General features: G+C 72.1%; 13 protein-coding genes. 8 read left to right on the plus strand and 5 right to left on the minus strand.

Annotated elements, in window-relative coordinates:
- Positions 1 to 44 precede the first annotated feature (44 nt).
- Together ACGFQC_RS19735 and ACGFQC_RS19740 are read left to right on the plus strand one after the other, a co-directional pair.
- Positions 45 to 836 carry an MBL fold metallo-hydrolase gene (locus ACGFQC_RS19735; protein ID WP_363089875.1) on the plus strand — a complete coding sequence of 264 codons (792 nt, stop codon included), beginning with the start codon at positions 45 to 47 and terminating at the stop codon, positions 834 to 836.
- 146 nt (positions 837 to 982) lie between these two features.
- A complete protein-coding gene (locus ACGFQC_RS19740; protein ID WP_363089874.1) occupies positions 983 to 1,399 on the plus strand; it encodes an ester cyclase in 417 nt (138 codons plus the stop codon).
- 128 nt (positions 1,400 to 1,527) lie between these two features.
- Here the strand turns inward: ACGFQC_RS19740 and ACGFQC_RS19745 are convergent, their stop codons facing one another.
- Positions 1,528 to 4,659 (minus strand): Tn3 family transposase, encoded by a 3,132-nt coding sequence (locus tag ACGFQC_RS19745; protein WP_363089873.1) that lies wholly within the window; start codon positions 4,657 to 4,659, stop codon positions 1,528 to 1,530.
- A 239-nt stretch (positions 4,660 to 4,898) separates the two neighbouring features.
- Between ACGFQC_RS19745 and ACGFQC_RS19750 the strand changes: the two genes are divergently transcribed.
- Positions 4,899 to 5,477 (plus strand): TetR family transcriptional regulator, encoded by a 579-nt coding sequence (locus ACGFQC_RS19750; protein WP_363089872.1) that lies wholly within the window; start codon positions 4,899 to 4,901, stop codon positions 5,475 to 5,477.
- Between the two features lie 97 nt (positions 5,478 to 5,574).
- On the opposite strand, the gene ACGFQC_RS19755 is transcribed toward ACGFQC_RS19750, so the two are convergent.
- Complete coding sequence (locus ACGFQC_RS19755) at positions 5,575 to 6,450, minus strand: undecaprenyl-diphosphate phosphatase (protein ID WP_363089871.1); 876 nt, start codon at positions 6,448 to 6,450, stop codon at positions 5,575 to 5,577.
- A gap of 304 nt (positions 6,451 to 6,754) precedes the next feature.
- Between ACGFQC_RS19755 and ACGFQC_RS19760 the strand changes: the two genes are divergently transcribed.
- From ACGFQC_RS19760 to ACGFQC_RS19770, 3 genes are all read left to right on the plus strand, one after another.
- Positions 6,755 to 7,996: a Gfo/Idh/MocA family oxidoreductase gene (locus tag ACGFQC_RS19760; protein WP_363089870.1), complete on the plus strand. Its 1,242-nt coding sequence runs from the start codon at positions 6,755 to 6,757 to the stop codon at positions 7,994 to 7,996.
- Positions 7,993 to 8,919, plus strand: coding sequence for a PmoA family protein (locus tag ACGFQC_RS19765; RefSeq protein WP_363089869.1), 927 nt, complete (start codon positions 7,993 to 7,995; stop codon positions 8,917 to 8,919). Before ACGFQC_RS19760 ends, ACGFQC_RS19765 begins: the two co-directional genes overlap by 4 nt.
- 283 nt (positions 8,920 to 9,202) lie before the next feature.
- A complete protein-coding gene (locus ACGFQC_RS19770) occupies positions 9,203 to 9,682 on the plus strand; it encodes a hypothetical protein (protein WP_363089868.1) in 480 nt (159 codons plus the stop codon).
- A gap of 202 nt (positions 9,683 to 9,884) precedes the next feature.
- Here the strand turns inward: ACGFQC_RS19770 and ACGFQC_RS19775 are convergent, their stop codons facing one another.
- Positions 9,885 to 10,598, minus strand: coding sequence for a S1 family peptidase (locus ACGFQC_RS19775; RefSeq protein WP_363089867.1), 714 nt, complete (start codon positions 10,596 to 10,598; stop codon positions 9,885 to 9,887).
- A 411-nt stretch (positions 10,599 to 11,009) separates the two neighbouring features.
- Positions 11,010 to 11,483: a helix-turn-helix domain-containing protein gene (locus ACGFQC_RS19780; protein WP_363089866.1), complete on the minus strand. Its 474-nt coding sequence runs from the start codon at positions 11,481 to 11,483 to the stop codon at positions 11,010 to 11,012.
- A 148-nt stretch (positions 11,484 to 11,631) separates the two neighbouring features.
- On the opposite strand from ACGFQC_RS19780, the gene ACGFQC_RS19785 reads away from it, so the two are divergent.
- On the plus strand, positions 11,632 to 12,801 hold the full coding sequence (locus ACGFQC_RS19785; protein ID WP_363089865.1) for a thiolase family protein: 1,170 nt from the start codon (positions 11,632 to 11,634) through the stop codon (positions 12,799 to 12,801).
- 181 nt (positions 12,802 to 12,982) lie between these two features.
- Here ACGFQC_RS19785 and ACGFQC_RS19790 read toward each other — a convergent pair whose 3' ends face one another.
- Complete coding sequence (locus ACGFQC_RS19790; RefSeq protein ID WP_363089864.1) at positions 12,983 to 13,777, minus strand: TVP38/TMEM64 family protein; 795 nt, start codon at positions 13,775 to 13,777, stop codon at positions 12,983 to 12,985.
- A 497-nt stretch (positions 13,778 to 14,274) separates the two neighbouring features.
- Here ACGFQC_RS19790 and tuf point away from each other — a divergent pair, with 497 nt between their 5' ends.
- On the plus strand, positions 14,275 to 15,456 hold the full coding sequence (gene tuf, locus ACGFQC_RS19795) for an elongation factor Tu (RefSeq protein WP_363089863.1): 1,182 nt from the start codon (positions 14,275 to 14,277) through the stop codon (positions 15,454 to 15,456).
- Positions 15,457 to 15,604 lie beyond the last annotated feature (148 nt).

The raw sequence follows: 15,604 nt of genomic DNA on the forward strand, positions 1-15,604 counted from the left end.
CATCACGTTAACCGCAGGTTTTTTTCGTGAGAAACGGAGATGTGATGTCCCAGCTCGACGCCAACCAGTTCCCGGTCCGCACGTTCGGCGGTCCGACCGCCCTGTTCGAGTACGGCGGCCTGCGCTTCCTGACCGACCCGACCTTCGACGGCCCCGGCGACTACCCCGCGCCCGGCGGCCCGACCCTGACCAAGACGGCGCCCTCCACCGCTACGCCCGCCGATGTCGGCCCCGTCGATGTGGTCCTGCTCTCCCACGACGAGCACGCCGACAACCTCGACACCTCCGGCCGCGCCCTGCTCGCCGACGTCCCCCTCACCCTCACCACCCCCGCCGGCGGCAAGCGCCTCGGGGCGAAGGCCAAGGGCCTGGCCGACTGGGAGACGGTCGAACTGGAGCGTCCGGGCGGCGGTACCATCACGGTGACCGGCGTCCCGGCCATCCACGGCCCCGGCGCGCGTGAGGAGATCGAGCCCTTCGCCGGCCAGGTCGTCGGCTTCGTCCTGACGGGCGAGGGCCTGCCGACGGTCTACGTCAGCGGCGACAACGCCTCGCTCGACGCGGTCAGGGAGATCGCCGACCGCTTCGCCCCGGTCGACACCGCCCTCCTGTTCGCCGGAGCACCCCGCTTCCCCATGCTCTTCGACGGCAACCTGATCGTCCTGGACAGTGCGCAGGCCGCCGAGGCCACCCGGATTCTTGACGCCTGCCGTGTCGTCCCGGTCCACCACGACAGCTGGGCCCACTTCACCGAGGGCCGCGACGCCCTGGAGGCGGCCTTCGCCGCCGCGGGCCTGACCGACCGCCTGGACCAGGACTGGGTGCAGCGCGCCTGAGTCCGGACCACCACTTAAGGAACCGAGAGCTCGTGCCGGGGCCGGGGCCGCAGCACGCCGAGCCACCGGCCCCGGCCCCGGCCCCGGCACGACCCTTCGCGGCGTCCCCTGCGCCGTGCCAGAACGACAGAGAAGGACCCGATCACATGTCCACCGGAACCAACGCCGACCTCGTGCACCGCTTCTACCAGGCCCTTCAGCAGGGCGACTACGACACGCTCACCGGCATGTTCCACCCGGACTTCGTCTTCTACCCACAGATCGACAGCCCCCGGCCCGGCGCCGCAGGGTTCATCGACGCGGAGAAGAAGCACCTCGACGCCTTCCCCGGCAACCGCCTGACGGTCCTCGACACCGTCGCCGAAGCCGACAAGGTCGGCGCCTACGTCGTGGTCGAAGGAGACCAGGGCGGCGACTACTACAACATCCCCCCACGCGGAGCGCACGTACGGTTTTCCATGTTCAACCTGTTCACGTTCAAGGACGGGAAGATCATCGAGAAGCGGGCCCACTACAACCTGGCCGACATCATGGACCAGCTCACGGCCGGCTCCGCCGCCTGACGACACGGGCCTCGACAGGGCCACACCCTGCCCCTCTCCACCGCCGCCCACCGACGGCACCCGCCTGGAACGAAACGCTCCCACCCAGACAGCGATCCGGGCCCCGGCGGAAGACGCCAAGAGCTCCTCTACTCCTCGTCGTCCTCATCCAGCCCGAGCCCGGCCGCGTCCGGGTCGCGCAGCGGGCGCAGGGCGCCGGCGGCCGGGGTGGAGGCGGTGAAGCTGTAGCGGCCGAGCACGTTGAGGTTCGCGTGCTTGAGCGGAGAGAGCCGGGCGATGTCCTCGTCCCGCAGCTCGTGTCCCTCGGCGCGGAGCTGGGCGACGGCAGCGTCGATGTACTTCGTGGTCCAGAGCACGATGGCGTTGAGGACCAGGCCGAGCGCACCAAGCTGGTCCTCCATGCCGTCGCGGTACGCCTGGTGGATGGTGCCGCGCCTGCCGTGGCACACGTCGCGAGCCAGCTTGTGGCGGGACTCCTGCACGGTGAGCTGGCGGTTCATCTGCCTGCGGTAGGTGTCGTCGACGGGGTCGACCATTCGCATCAGGTGCTCAGTCTTAGCGATCCGCCCGTACTCGGCGAACGCCTGTCCCAGGGGCATGGGGTGGCCCTCGCGGCCGAACATCCGCAGCAGGTCGTAGGCGCGGACCTGGTTGGTGACCAGGGAGCCCGCGACCCGGAGCATGTCCGGCCACCACGTCTCGATCTTCTTCAGGTTGACGCGGTTGCGGGCGAGCGGCTCCAGCACCCCGTACGTGCCCGTCTCCACCCCGGGCATCGTCGCCCGCCAGAACCGCTGGTCGTCCAGGTCCTTGAAGCGGGGGCTGAAGTTGTAGCCCAGGATCTTGAAGATCCCGAACACGATGTCGCTGTAGCTCGCATTGTCGGTGGCCACCATCTCCGGCTTCACGCCGCCGTCGAGGTTCAGCAGCGCGTCCAGAATGTGCAGGGAGTCGCGCGGGGTGCCGGGGACGACCATCTGCCCGATGCCCGCGACCTGGTCGTTGACGGCGTTGAGCCAGGTGATACCGCGCTTGAACCCGAAGTGCTTCGGGGAGGGCGCCGCGCTGATCGTGCGGACGGGAACGACGAACCGCAGTCCGTCGACCGAGGCCAGCAGCCCGTCGCCCCAGAACTGCACGATCGGCACCTCGGCCTGAGCCTCGATCAGAGCCGCGTTCGCCGTGGCGATGGTGTCGGCGCGCAGGTAGAACTGGTCGACGTGGACCAGGCGGGAGCGGGTCAGGGCCTCGTGGCCGGGGTTGGTGACCGGGGTCATGCCGATGTTGCACGCCTCGCTCACCAGCAGCGCGACCACCGAGGTGGTCAGGTCCTTCATGCGGGTGGTGCCGTCCCCGAGGTGGACAAAGGCGTTGAGGAACCCGGTCCAGGAGTGGACCTCGAAGAGCAGGTCCGGCAGGTCGATCCTCGGGAGCATCTTCTCGACCCGCTTGCGCAGCCAGGCCAGCGACTTCGGCTCGCCGAGCGCGCCAAGCTTCTCCACGTTCAGCTTCACCCGGCCCTTCGGCAGGACGTCGAGCGACACCTTCGCGGCCTTGCCCGCCGACTCCAGGCGCTCGGCCATCTGCTTCCAGCCCGCGTCCAGGGCCCGCACCAGCTCCGCCAGGTGCTCGGTGACGGGCATGTCCAGGCTCAGCCCGGCCAGCACGTCCTCGCACACCGCGTCCCACGCCGCGCCGTCCAGGAGCCGGGCGCGCGGGTCGGACCACCGGTGCGAAGGGGAGGCGAACACGTTGCGGTTGTTCAGAGCCCGGTGCAGCTGCTCCAGCACGCACACCACGTACGCGTCCCGGTCCACCGACCCCTGCGGCAGATCGGCGTTCGCGTAGACCGCCTTGCGCCACGCCGGCGGCACCAGCTTCTCGTCCACCTCGCGCGGCAGCAGCGGCTTGTCCTTCACCCGCCTCCGCGCCAGCGCGGGCAGCCGCTTCACCCCGGCGAGCACCCGCGCGCCGCCGGTCGACGCCGCCAGCGCCTTCGACTCGCCCAGCAGCGCCAGGAACGGGCGCACCGTGTTGTAGCGGGTGGTCAGCGCCGCCCGCATCGCGACGTCGGCGGAGTCCTCGTCCTCGGGCACCAGGGACACCACGAGGGCGGCCGCGGTCATCACCGTCTCCCGCGGGGCGACCTCCTCGACCGCCGCCCACAGCGCCGCCGTGTCCAGGTCGACGCCGTGCGTCTCCACCAGCTCCAGCTCCTCGAACAGCACCTTCGCCGCCCGCGCGAGCGTCCGGGACGCCTTCTCCAGCTGCGGCAGCGTCGACAGGCGCTCCTTCTCCGTCGCCCGCCTCGCGGTGCTGAGCAGCCGGGTCGCCATCAGCACCTGGAACAGGTCCAGGGTCTCGTCGATGGCCTTCGCCTCCAGGTGCCGCATCACCGCGGTGAGCATCGCGGTGCGCTTGGGTTCCTCGGCCCGCTCCAGACTCGCCGCCTTCGACCCCAGCCCGTACCGGGCGAGCGCGGCCAGCCGGTTCGGCGGGACCTGCGACAGCCGCACCCGGCCCAGACCGAACGCGCCAATCTCATCGACCCGCTCCAGCGACCGCGCGAACGCCGTCCCGGTCGTCCGCGTCGGCGGCCGGCGCAGCCGCTCCAGCTCCGAGTAACGGGCGCCCTCCGGCGTCACCAGCGTGGCCACCAGATGCCCGGGCAGCGCCGCGTCCGCCCGGTGCGCGGCTCTGGCGACCGTGGCGTGCAGTCGCTTCTCCGCGACCGCCCGGACCTCCGACACCTTCCGGGCCAGCACGCTCACCCCGGGCAGCAGCACACGGTGCCGGCGCAGCCAGCCCACCGCCTGGTTGAACAGGGCCACCGGCCCCTCGGCGTGCGTCCACGCCCGCCCGTGCAGGAATGTACGGAACTTCCGCCCCCACTCCGCATCCTCGTACTCGTGGTACTCGTACGCGTCCCGGACCTCCCACGCGTGCTCGTACGCCGTCGGCTTACGCTCGGTGTACTGCTTCACGCAGCTGACGTCCTCGATGCCGAGCTGTTCCCCGAGGTCCTCCACCACCGCCCACGGAACGTCCAGCGGGTCGTCCGGGAGGAACCGGCCGATGTAGCGCACGGTGCACATCTGAAGGGCAAACCCGAGCCGGTTGTGATCACCGCGCCGCTTCGCGACCAGCTTGCGGTCCTCGTCGTCGAGGAAGAAGAACCGCTCCAGCTCCGGCCGGGTCGGCTCCTCGTTGAACTTCCCGTACGAAGCCGCCTGCTCGTCGGTCAAGAACTCCACTGGCATGGACCTGACGCCAACGACGCCCGCAGCCGCTCAACGATCTTCCGCCGAACCCCGGCGCCAAGCTGATCGACTGTGCTAGAAGCCCATGATCACCGGCTTAGCGTTAACCGTTGTACCGCTGTTCCTCAAGGCCGTCTTCGACCGGTGCGAAGGGACGGCAGCTCGTCGGCACCCGGCCCGACAACTTCACACGTAGTACTCTCGCCGAAGTGGTCCGATGACGCACCGGGAGGGTGTCCATGGCGAGACGGAACGACGAGCGGCGCGCCGCCCTGATCGATGCCGCGATCGAGGTACTGGCCCGGGAAGGAGCCCGAGGTCTGACCTTCCGGGCGGTGGACACCGAGGCCGCCGTGCCCGTCGGCACCGCGTCCAACTACTTCGCGAGCCGCGACGACCTGCTCACCCAGGCCGGCGCCCGCGTCTACGAGCGGCTCCGGCCCGACGAGGCCACACTCGCCCGGCAGCGGACGGCCGGCCGCGACCGGGAGACGTACGCGGAGCTGATGCGTGAACTGGTCGGCCGCGTCGCCTCGTTCCGCACCGGCTACCTCGCCCTGCTCGAACTGCGCCTCGAGGCCACCCGCCGTCCCGAACTGCGCAAGGTCCTCACCGAGCGGGTCCGGGCCGACGTCGAGGGGAACGTCGCCTACCACGAGGCCTCCGGGCTCCCCGGGGACGCCATGGCCGTCAAGCTGCTCATCCTGGCGCTCAACTGGCTGATCGTGGAGCAGCTCACCCTGCCGGACGTCTTCACGGCGGCGGAGCGCGAGGAGCTGGTGACGGCGGCGGTCGACCGGATCGTGGCGGCCGAGTAGGCCGGGACTGCTGCCTGCTGCCCACGGCCGGGGGCGGCAGGCAGCAGGCGGAACGGCCGTGCCGGTGCGGCGCGGGTCGACTGCCGCCCGAGCGGGATCAGCCCGCCGACTCCGCCGCGTGCGGGCTCAGGACGCCCGTCGCGACGAGGGCGATGATCACGATGCCGAGGACCACGCGGTAGTACACGAACGGCATGAACGACTTGGTGCTGATGAACTTCATGAACCAGGCGATCACGGCATATCCGGACACGAACGCGATCACCGTCGCGAACCCCGTCGGTCCCCAGGCCACGTGGCCGCCCTCCATGGCGTCCTTCAGCTCGAAGACGCCGGAGGCCAGCACCGCCGGGATGGCGAGCAGGAACGAGTAGCGGGCCGCGGCCTCGCGCTTGTAGCCCATGAACAGGCCGCCGCTGATCGTGGCGCCGGAACGGGAGACGCCCGGGATGAGGGCGCAGGCCTGGCAGAGGCCGAAGGTCAGGCCGTCCTTGACGCCCAGGTTCTCCAGGCCCTTGCGCTGCTTGGGCGCCCGGTGCCGGCCGCCGTTCTCGTCGCGGGCGGCCAGCCGGTCGGCGATGCCGATGACGATGCCGACGACCACGAGCATCGTCGCGGTGATCCGCAGGTCGCGGAACGGGCCCTCGATCTGGTCCTTGAGGGTGACGCCGAGGACGCCGATCGGGATCGAGCCGACGATCACCAGCCAGCCCATCTGGGCGTCGTGGTCCTTGCGCATCGTCTTGTCGAAGAGCGACCTGGACCACGCGGAGATGATCCGCCCGATGTCCTTGCGGAAGTAGATCAGTACCGCGGCTTCCGTGCCGATCTGTGTGATCGCCGTGAAGGCCGCCCCGGGGTCCTCCCATCCGGAGAAGGCCGCGGTCAGCCGCAGGTGCGCGCTGGAGGAGACGGGGAGGAACTCGGTCAGCCCCTGGACGAGTCCGAGGATGAGAGATTCAAACCAAGACATGAGGTTACGGAGTCCAAGTGCCGATCGGGGAGGGCGACGGACACGGCGGGCCGCCGCGCGCGGTGATCAAGTGATGTGTCGGAGGCAGCGTAGCGCCCCCGGGTGACAGATCCGGCACAGGGGTTTCGAAGGAGAGTGCGCAGGGGAAGCGCGCACGGCGGTCGAACAGGGCGTATGTGTTGACCGGCCCGGGGGCGGCCGCTTACGTTGCTGCCGAGGGAAAGCGCTTGCTATGCCGGTTGCCGTGCTTGCCGCTCTCGCTCCCGTTGCCGGGCCGTTCGTCGGAGGAGTGCTGATCACGCCCATGTCCCCGTCCCCTCCGCTCGCCGGTCGCCGCATCCGCGCCGCCGTCATCGGCACCGGTGCCATCGCCCGCGGCTCCCATCTGCCCGCGCTCGCCCAGCTCGCGGCGGAGGGTGAGGCCGAGGTCGTCGCGGCCGTCGACATCGACGCCGGCGCGGTCGAGGCCTTCTGTGCGGAGGGCGGGATTCCGCACGCCTACACCGATCTGGAGCGGATGCTCGCGGAGCAGCGCCCCGACCTGGTGACGATCTGCACCCCGCCGACCCTGCACCGCGAGCAGAGCGTCACCGCGCTGCGGGCGGGGGCCTGGGTGTGGTGCGAGAAGCCGCCCGTGCCGACCCTCGCCGACTACGACGCCGTGATGGCCGAGGAGGGGGCCGCCGGGGGGCCGTACGCCTCGATCGTCTTCCAGCACCGCTTCGGGTCCGGGGCCGATCACGTACGGCGGCTGCTCGCCGGGCGGGCGATGGGGCGGCCGCTCGTCGCGCACTGCCAGACGACCTGGTACCGCGACACCGCCTACTACGCCGTTCCCTGGCGCGGACGCTGGCGGACCGAGGGCGGCGGTCCCGCGATGGGCCACGGCATCCACCAGATGGACCTGCTGCTCGATCTGCTCGGACCGTGGAGCGAGGTGCGGGCCATGGCCGGCCGGCTCGTCCACGACGTGGAGACCGAGGACGTGTCCACCGCCCTGGTCCGGTTCGAGAACGGCGCGATGGCCACGATCGTGAACAGCGTCCTCAGCCCCGACGAGGTCAGCCGCATCCGCGTCGACTGCGAGCACGCCACCGTCGAGCTGACCCATCTCTACGGCCACAGCAACGACAACTGGCGGATCACCCCGGCGCGGGACGTCCCCGCGGAACGGGCCGCGGTCTGGCAGGACTTCGGCGCGGACGTGCCCAGTTCGCACCTGGCCCAGCTGCGGGCGCTCGTCGCCGGCATGCGGGCGGGGGAACGGCCGCGCAGCAGCGGCGCCGACGGGCGCACCAGCCTGGAACTGGTCAGCGCCCTGTACAAGTCGGCGTTCACGGACGTGACGGTGAGGCGGGGCGAGATCGGGCCCGGCGATCCCTTCTACACGGCCCTGCACGGGGGTGCTCCCGGCTGGGCACCCGTCGTCACGCCCGCCGCGACTCCCGCCGCCTCCTCCGCCGAGCCGGCCGTGGAGTCCGCCATGACTCCCGTCCCTCCCGTCCCTCCCGTCGCTCCGGTCGGCAGCCGGGAGGGGGCGGCATGACCGGGCTGCGCCTCGTCCACACCCACGGCGACCGCGTCACCGTGACCGACTCCGGAAGCGGCGTCGAACTGCTCGCGTACGTCTACCGGCCCGAGGCCGCCTGGGAGGCGCCGAAGCCGTACATCCACCCGCTGCGCACCCTCGCGGGCGATGTCGTCACCGACTACCGGCCCAACGACCACCGCTGGCACAAGGGGCTGTCGCTGACCGCCTCCCACCTCTCGGGCGCCAACCTGTGGGGCGGCAACAGCTACGTGCACGGCGAGGGGTATCGCGCACTTCCGGAGCGCGTCGGCTCGATGGCGCACGTCGGCTTCGACGAGGTCACGGCGGACGGTGACCGGGTCGTCCTCGCCGAGCGGCTGACCTGGCATCCGTACGGCGGGGAGCTGTGGGCCGAGGAGCGGCGCCGGATCGAGGTGCACGACGTGGACCGGGCCGCCGGTTCCTGGGCGCTGACCTGGGCCAGCGCGATCACCAACCGCCGGGAGGAGCCGCTGCGGTTCGGCAGTCCGACCACCGCCGGCCGGGAGATGGCCGGCTACACGGGCCTGTTCTGGCGCGGCCCGCGCGCCTTCCGCGACGGCCGGATCATCGGCCCCGACGGTGAGGGGCCCGCACTGATGGGCACGCAGGGCCCCTGGCTCGCGCTGTCCGGCGAGCACGACGGCACCGACGGACACGCCACGGTCGTCTTCGCGCACGCCCCCGAGAACGACCAGTCCGGCGACGCCGGGTCCCATCCCGCGCACTGGTTCGTCCGCAACGAGCCCTTCGCGGGCCTGGCCCCGTCCTGGGCCTTCCACGACGAACTGGAACTGGCCCCCGGCGACACCCTCACCCGCCGCTACCGGGTGGTCGTGGCGGACGGCGCCTGGGAGCGGAAGGAGATCGCCGAGTACCTGGCGGCGCATCCCTGGTGAGCGGGGTCCGGCCCCCGTCGGTCATGCGAACCGCGTCGGGGGCGGCACATCCGGCGCATACGGTGCCTCTCGTGCGGATCACGCCGGGCTCACGAGGTCCGATCCACGCGGAAACGCCTGACGACTCCCGGCAGAGGGGCGCTTCTTCCCTCTGGCCGTCGCGGCGGGCGGAACGGCGAGGCCCGTGGGGGAGTCCCCCGTCCCCTGCCGCCCCGGGGGTCCGCCCGGCTCCTCGTGGCGTCGTACGGGCATGGACTCCCGGTGTCGGGGCAGGCGCGATGGCATGCAGGCACATCAGACGTATGCCACGGCCCACGGCCGGACCGGACCGACGGTGGAGGCCTCGCAGCGGCGGACCGGGGGAAGACACCGCCGCTCCGAACGGCGATGGGGCCGCTGGCACCGCAGGCTTCTGGCCTACCGCGGCATCGAACTGCTGGTGTCCCCCGCGCCGGAAACGGCGGGTGAGGAATGCCTGCTGCTGGTGCACATCCGCAAGGTCGTCGGGCGGGTGACCTACCGGTCCTGCGGCGAGTGCGCCCAGGGCGTGATCACCAACATGGTTCTCGACGAACCCTTCCGCGACAGCGGACTGGGCACCAGGGCACTGTCACATCTGAAGTCCCAGTACCCGGACATCACCTGGCGCACCACGCTCGACAAGCGTCTCACCCGCGATCTGCTGCGCCGGATGCGCATCCCCGGAACAGCCGCCGCGGGCATCTGCCCCCACGTCCGGCCCGCTCCCGTCACCGCCGGCTGAGAGTGCGGCTGCCGGGGAAGTCCTGCCTCCTCCGTGATCCCCGACCTCCGTGATCCCCGACGGACACGTCGGCCCGTGGGGATCGCCGCCTCGAACGGCAGGGAAAGGCCGGGACGGGCGGCGGGCGCAGTCGTGGATCGAGGCGTGCCCGATCCGTGGTGCGCTGCGGCAGGGGCCTGCGCGCCCGGTCGGCCCGGTCGCCTCAGTAGACGCTCAGGCCGTACGCCGACAGCCACTCGGTCACCGGCTGGTAGTAGGTGAACCCTCCCGAGCCGCAGTTCCCGCTGCTGCCGACGATGATGCCGAGGGCCGTGCCGCCCGAGAAAGCCGGACCGCCGGTGTCTCCGGGCTCGGAGCAGACGGTGGACCGGAACAGTCCGTAGACGGTTCCCCCGCCGTAGTTGACGGTGACGTTCACGGCCTGGACGGTCCCGCAGCGGTATCCGGTGGTCCGTCCGACGTGGCAGACCGGCTGCCCGACGACGGGATTCGCCGCGCCGGTGACGTCGCGGGTACCGGCGCCGGCGCCCAGCGAGACCTCGCCCGGGTAGGCGACCGCCGTGTTCGTGTACCGGACGCTCGCGTAGTCGTTGCCCGGGAAGCTGACTCCCGCGGTGACGCCGACGACGACGGTCAGGGCGGCGTCGGCGTACCAGGTACGGGCGCCCTGGGCGCACCGGCCCGAAACGAGCGCGTACAGCGCGGATCCGGAGCGGGCGTTGAAGCCCACGGTGCAACGGGTGCCGGTGCTGTAGAGGGTGTCGCCCCCGCGCACCGCGGCAGCCGCCTCTTGCCCCGCTCGTTCCCCGGCACGGGCGACCGGTCCGATGCCGGCGGACCAGCCGAAGAGCAGCGCCAGCACGACGACGGCCCGGACGACGTCTCGGAGCGGACTTTCGGTACGCAGGGGACCCACGGCGACCTCCCATGACATGTGCCTGCCATTGTGCACCTTCCGGACCCGGACGGTCAGACGGAAAGCCGCCAACCGCGGAGCACGTGGGCGGGCCGCCGGCCGTCCTCGCCGGGTCGTCCCCACGGGCCACGTACGGGCGGGGCGGTCTGGACCGGAGGGGCGGGCCGGGTGACGCCGTTGTGGTTTCCGCCGTTGTGGTTGCCGTCGGTCAGCGGTACCGCCGGTGGAACGCGCTGCCCTCAGGTGATCGGGTGGTGCTTCGAGCCTGTCCGGACTCGGCCGACCGGGCACGCTCGGCCGACCGGGCTCGGTCCCGTTTCGGGCCGCCGCCTTCGAGCGCCCTGGCGTGCGAGTCGTCGATCACCGCTCTCGACCCGGTCCGGTGCGGAAGCGCCCTTCCCTCAGCAGTGGTCAGGCGGCCGTCGGACCCGCCACCGTCCAGCCGGGGACCTGGGGGTGCGCCGAGAGGTCCTCGTGGTGGACCGGGGCGCCGCAGGCCGTGCAGGTGACCACGGGGACCATCTCGTGGCCGCAGACGTGCTCGACGACCATGGGGCGGTCGTCGTCCGCGCGGAGGTGGCGGTCGCCCCACGCCATGAGCGTCAGCAGGACCGGTTCCAGTTCGAGCCCCGCCCGGGTGGGCCGGTACTCGAAGCGCTGCGGGCGCTCGCTGTAGGCGCGCTTGGTCAGGATCCCCGCGTCCACCAGGCGGCGCAGCCGGGTGGCCAGGATGTCGCGCGGGGCGCCGATGTTGCGCGCCAACTGGTCGAAACGGCCGTTGCCCAGGCACACCTCCCGCAGGACGAGCAGGGAGTGCTTCTCGCCGACCAGCGCCAGGGCGTCGGCGATGGAGCAGGGACGCGGGTCTTTGGTGGAGGCGGCCATGCCGCCCAGTCTAGATGAGGGTTGGATTCTCCAACTTGTAAGTTTGATTTTCAAACTCGTAACGCTATGGTGAGTTCGGATTTCCTACTCACCGGTAATCGCCGTGCCAGGCGACCGGTCACCGTCCGGCGGCCAAGGAGGCCCGCACATGCGTGACGCAGTCATCGTCGAAGCCGTACGCACCCCCATCGGCAAGGGCAAGCCGAACGGCTCCCTCGCCCACGTCCACCCCGTCGAACTCCTCGCCCACACCCTGCGCACCCTCGTCGAGCGTTCCGGCGTCGACCCCGCGCTCATCGACGACGTCATCGGCGGCACCGTCGACCAGGTCGGCGAGCAGGCCATGAACACCACCCGGTACGCCGCCCTGTCGGCGGGCTTCCCGGAGGCGGTGCCCGCGACCACGGTGGACCGGCAGTGCGGCTCCTCCCAGCAGGCCGTGCACTTCGCGGCGCAGGGCGTCATCTCCGGTGCCTACGACCTCGTCGTGGCCTGCGGCGTGGAGTCGATGAGCCGGGTGCCGATGTGGTCCAACGTGCCGCCGGGCAAGGACCCCTTCGGTCCGGGCGTCGCCGAGCGCTACCCGCAGGGCCTGGTCCCGCAGGGCATCAGTGCCGAACTCGTCGCCGCGAAGTGGTCGATCACGCGCGAGCAGATGGACGCCTTCGCCGTCTCCTCGCACCGCAAGGCGGCCGAGGCCTGGCAGAAGGGCCTGTTCGCCGCCGAGGTCGCGCCCCTCGACGGTGTCTCGCGCGACGAGTGCGTCCGTCCGGACACCGGTCTGGACGTGCTGGCGGGGCTCCGGCCCGCCTACCACGACCCCGCCTTCGCGGAGCGCTTCCCGCAGATCGAGTGGAACGTCACCGCGGGCAACGCCAGCCCGGTCAACGACGGCGCCGCGGCCGTGCTGATCACGTCCGGCGACACCGCCGCACGCCTCGGCCTGCGCCCGCTGGCCCGCCTGCACAGCTTCGCCGTGACCGGCTCCGATCCGCTGCTGATGCTCACCGGAGTCGTCCCGGCGACCGAGAAGGTCCTGCGCCGGGCGGGCCTGCGCCTGGACGACATCGACCTGTTCGAGGTCAACGAGGCCTTCGCCGGCGTCGTACTCGCCTGGGCGCAGGAGACCGGCGCCGACCCGCGCAAGGTCAACGTGCGCGGGGGCGCGATCGCGCTCGGCCATCCACTGGGTGCGAGCGGTACCCGGCTGACGACGACCCTGGTCCACACCATGCGTGAACGGGGAGCCCGCTACGCCCTTCAGACGATGTGCGAGGCGGGTGGTCTCGCCAACGCGATGATCCTCGAGGGCGTCTGACACGCGACGCGTCCCCGCACGGTCGCGTCTCGCACACGAGCGCGTCCGACACGCGGAGGCGTCCGACGCGCGGGTGCCCCGGCGTGACGGACACCGGCGTCCGCGTCCGCGCGGGCGTGAGCGGTGGCGCCCGCGCGGACGCGGGCGTGAGCGGTGGTGCGGGCGGTGGCGCGGGCGGGCGTCAGCGGCGGCGCAGGTGGTGGCGTTTGCGCCAGGCGACCACCGTGCCCGCCGCCGCGGGCAGGGCGATGGCCGCCATCGAGACCAGGAAGAGGGGCGAGGTCGGGGACGAGGCGTTCGCCCCGGCGACGACGTACGCGGTCGTGTTCGGGATCGAACCGAGCGCGGTCGCGGCCAGGAACGGCAGCCAGCCCATGCGGGAGACGGCGGCGCAGTAGTTCGCCGCCCAGAACGGGACCCCCGGGAACAGCCGGGCCGCCAGCATCGACCGCAGTCCGTGCCGGCTCAACTGGCCGTCCGCCGCCTTCAGCAGCCGCCCCCGCAGCAGGGGCCGCAGCGCGTCCTGGCCGAGGATCCGGCCGAGCCCGAAGGCGAGCCCGGCGCCCAGCACCGTGCCGGCCAGCGCCGTGCCGGTGCCCAGCTGCGAGCCGAACAGCGCTCCGGCGGCCAGGTTCAGCAAGGGGCGCGGCACGAACGCCACCGTGCACAGGCCGTACGCCACCGCGAACACCGACGCCGCGGCGACTCCGCCCAGTTGGGGTGGCCAGCCCTCCGAGAGCAGCCGCTGCGGCTCGAACAGCAGCACGCTCGACGCGGCCACCGTCAGGAGTGCGACCAGGAGCGAGAACCGCGCCCACGGCGAGAGCAGCGTTCTCGTGCAGCGCGCGGCGAACCCCGTCGGCGCCGGGGCGACGACGGGCAGGGGGACGAGCGGTACGGGGACGACCAGCTCAGTGGCGGTGGCCCGGGGAGAGGCCGTGGCGGTGCCCCCAGAGCGGGTGTGGGCATCGAGCATCCGGCGACACTAACCGAAGGACAGGTGTGATCGCCGTGTGGTCCGTCTCATGGCCGTCGCAGGAGCGGGGCGGCGGAGGCACCGCCCGGCGCTCCCGCCGACACCGCCCGGCCGCCGAGTACGGTGCCCCGGCCGGTGCCGTGAGGCGCTGAGGGCATCGGGGCGTGGACCCCCGGCCGCTCGGGCCGGCCAGGGTCCGCCCGCCCCGCCCGCCCGGGAAAACCGTTCGACACCGGTTCCGCCGTCGGCGAGGATCGGCCCCATGTTCCGGTGCGCCTTCCTCCTTGCGGCATCCGCGGTCGCGGATGCGCCGAAGGCTGCCGTTCCCGTTCTCGTGGCCGCTGTCGACGGCGCCCGAAGCTGACCCTCTCCGGATCGACCGGCGGACCCCGCAGGGGGAGGGTCGGCGGGTTCCCCGGGGTCCCCGTCCCGGCCTGCGCGTCCTTCGCCGCCGGGGCCGTCACGCAGCACCCTCCGAGAGGCTTCGAGGTACCGCCATGCCCAAGACGGCTTACGTGCGTACGAAACCGCACCTGAACATCGGCACCATGGGTCACGTCGACCACGGCAAGACCACGCTCACCGCCGCCATCACCAAGGTCCTCGCCGAGCGCGGCACCGGCACCTTCGTGCCGTTCGACCGCATCGACCGCGCCCCCGAGGAGGCGGCGCGCGGCATCACCATCAACATCGCGCACGTCGAGTACGAGACCGACACCCGGCACTACGCGCACGTCGACATGCCGGGTCACGCCGACTACGTCAAGAACATGGTCACCGGTGCCGCGCAGCTCGACGGGGCGATCCTCGTCGTGTCCGCGCTCGACGGGATCATGCCGCAGACCGCCGAACACGTCCTTCTCGCCCGCCAGGTGGGCGTCGACCACATCGTGGTCGCGCTCAACAAGGCCGACGCCGTCGGCGACGGCGCGGACGCCGAATTGACCGACCTGGTCGAACTGGAGGTCCGCGACCTGCTCACCGCGCACGGCTACGGCGGCGACTCCGCGCCCGTCGTACGGGTCTCGGGGCTGAAGGCACTGGCGGGCGACCCGCGCTGGACGGCGTCGATCGACGCGCTGCTCGACGCGGTGGACACCTACGTGCCGATGCCCGAGCGCTACCTGGACGCGCCGTTCCTGCTGCCCGTGGAGAACGTGCTCACCATCACCGGACGCGGGACGGTCGTCACCGGCGCCGTGGAGCGCGGCACGGTCCGCCTCGGCGACCGGGTCGACGTGCTCGGCGCCGGCGTCGAGTCGGTGGTGACCGGCCTGGAGACCTTCGGCAAGCCGATGGAGGAGGCACAGGCCGGCGACAACGTGGCGCTGCTCCTGCGGGGCGTGCCGCGGGACGCCGTACGGCGCGGGCACGTGGTCGCCGCGCCGGGGAGCGTGGTGCCCAGCCGGCGCTTCACGGCGCGGGTGCACGTGCTGTCGACGCGGGAGGGCGGGCGCTCGACGCCCGTCGCCACCGGCTACCGGCCGCAGTTCCACATCCGCACGGCGGACGTGGTCGGGGACGTCGACCTCGCAGAGGTGGCCGTCGCCCGCCCCGGTGACACGGTCGTCATGACCGTCGAGCTGGGGCGCGAGATGCCGCTGGAGCCCGGCCTCGGCTTCGCCGTCCGGGAGGGCGGACGGACCGTGGGGGCGGGCACCGTGACCACCGTCGAGTGACGACGGAACACAGGCGGGGCCCGCAGGGGCCGGTACCGAACCGGTCTCGCGGGGCCCCGCGCTCCTCCGGCGCCCTGTGCCTCTGAGGCGCCTCGCGCTTCTGTGAGCCTTGCGCCATCGCGGGCCCTGCCACTGCGGGCCCAGCTCC

Origin of the sequence: Streptomyces sp. NPDC048734, assembly GCF_043198675.1 — a bacterium.
GTDB lineage: Bacteria > Actinomycetota > Actinomycetes > Streptomycetales > Streptomycetaceae > Streptomyces.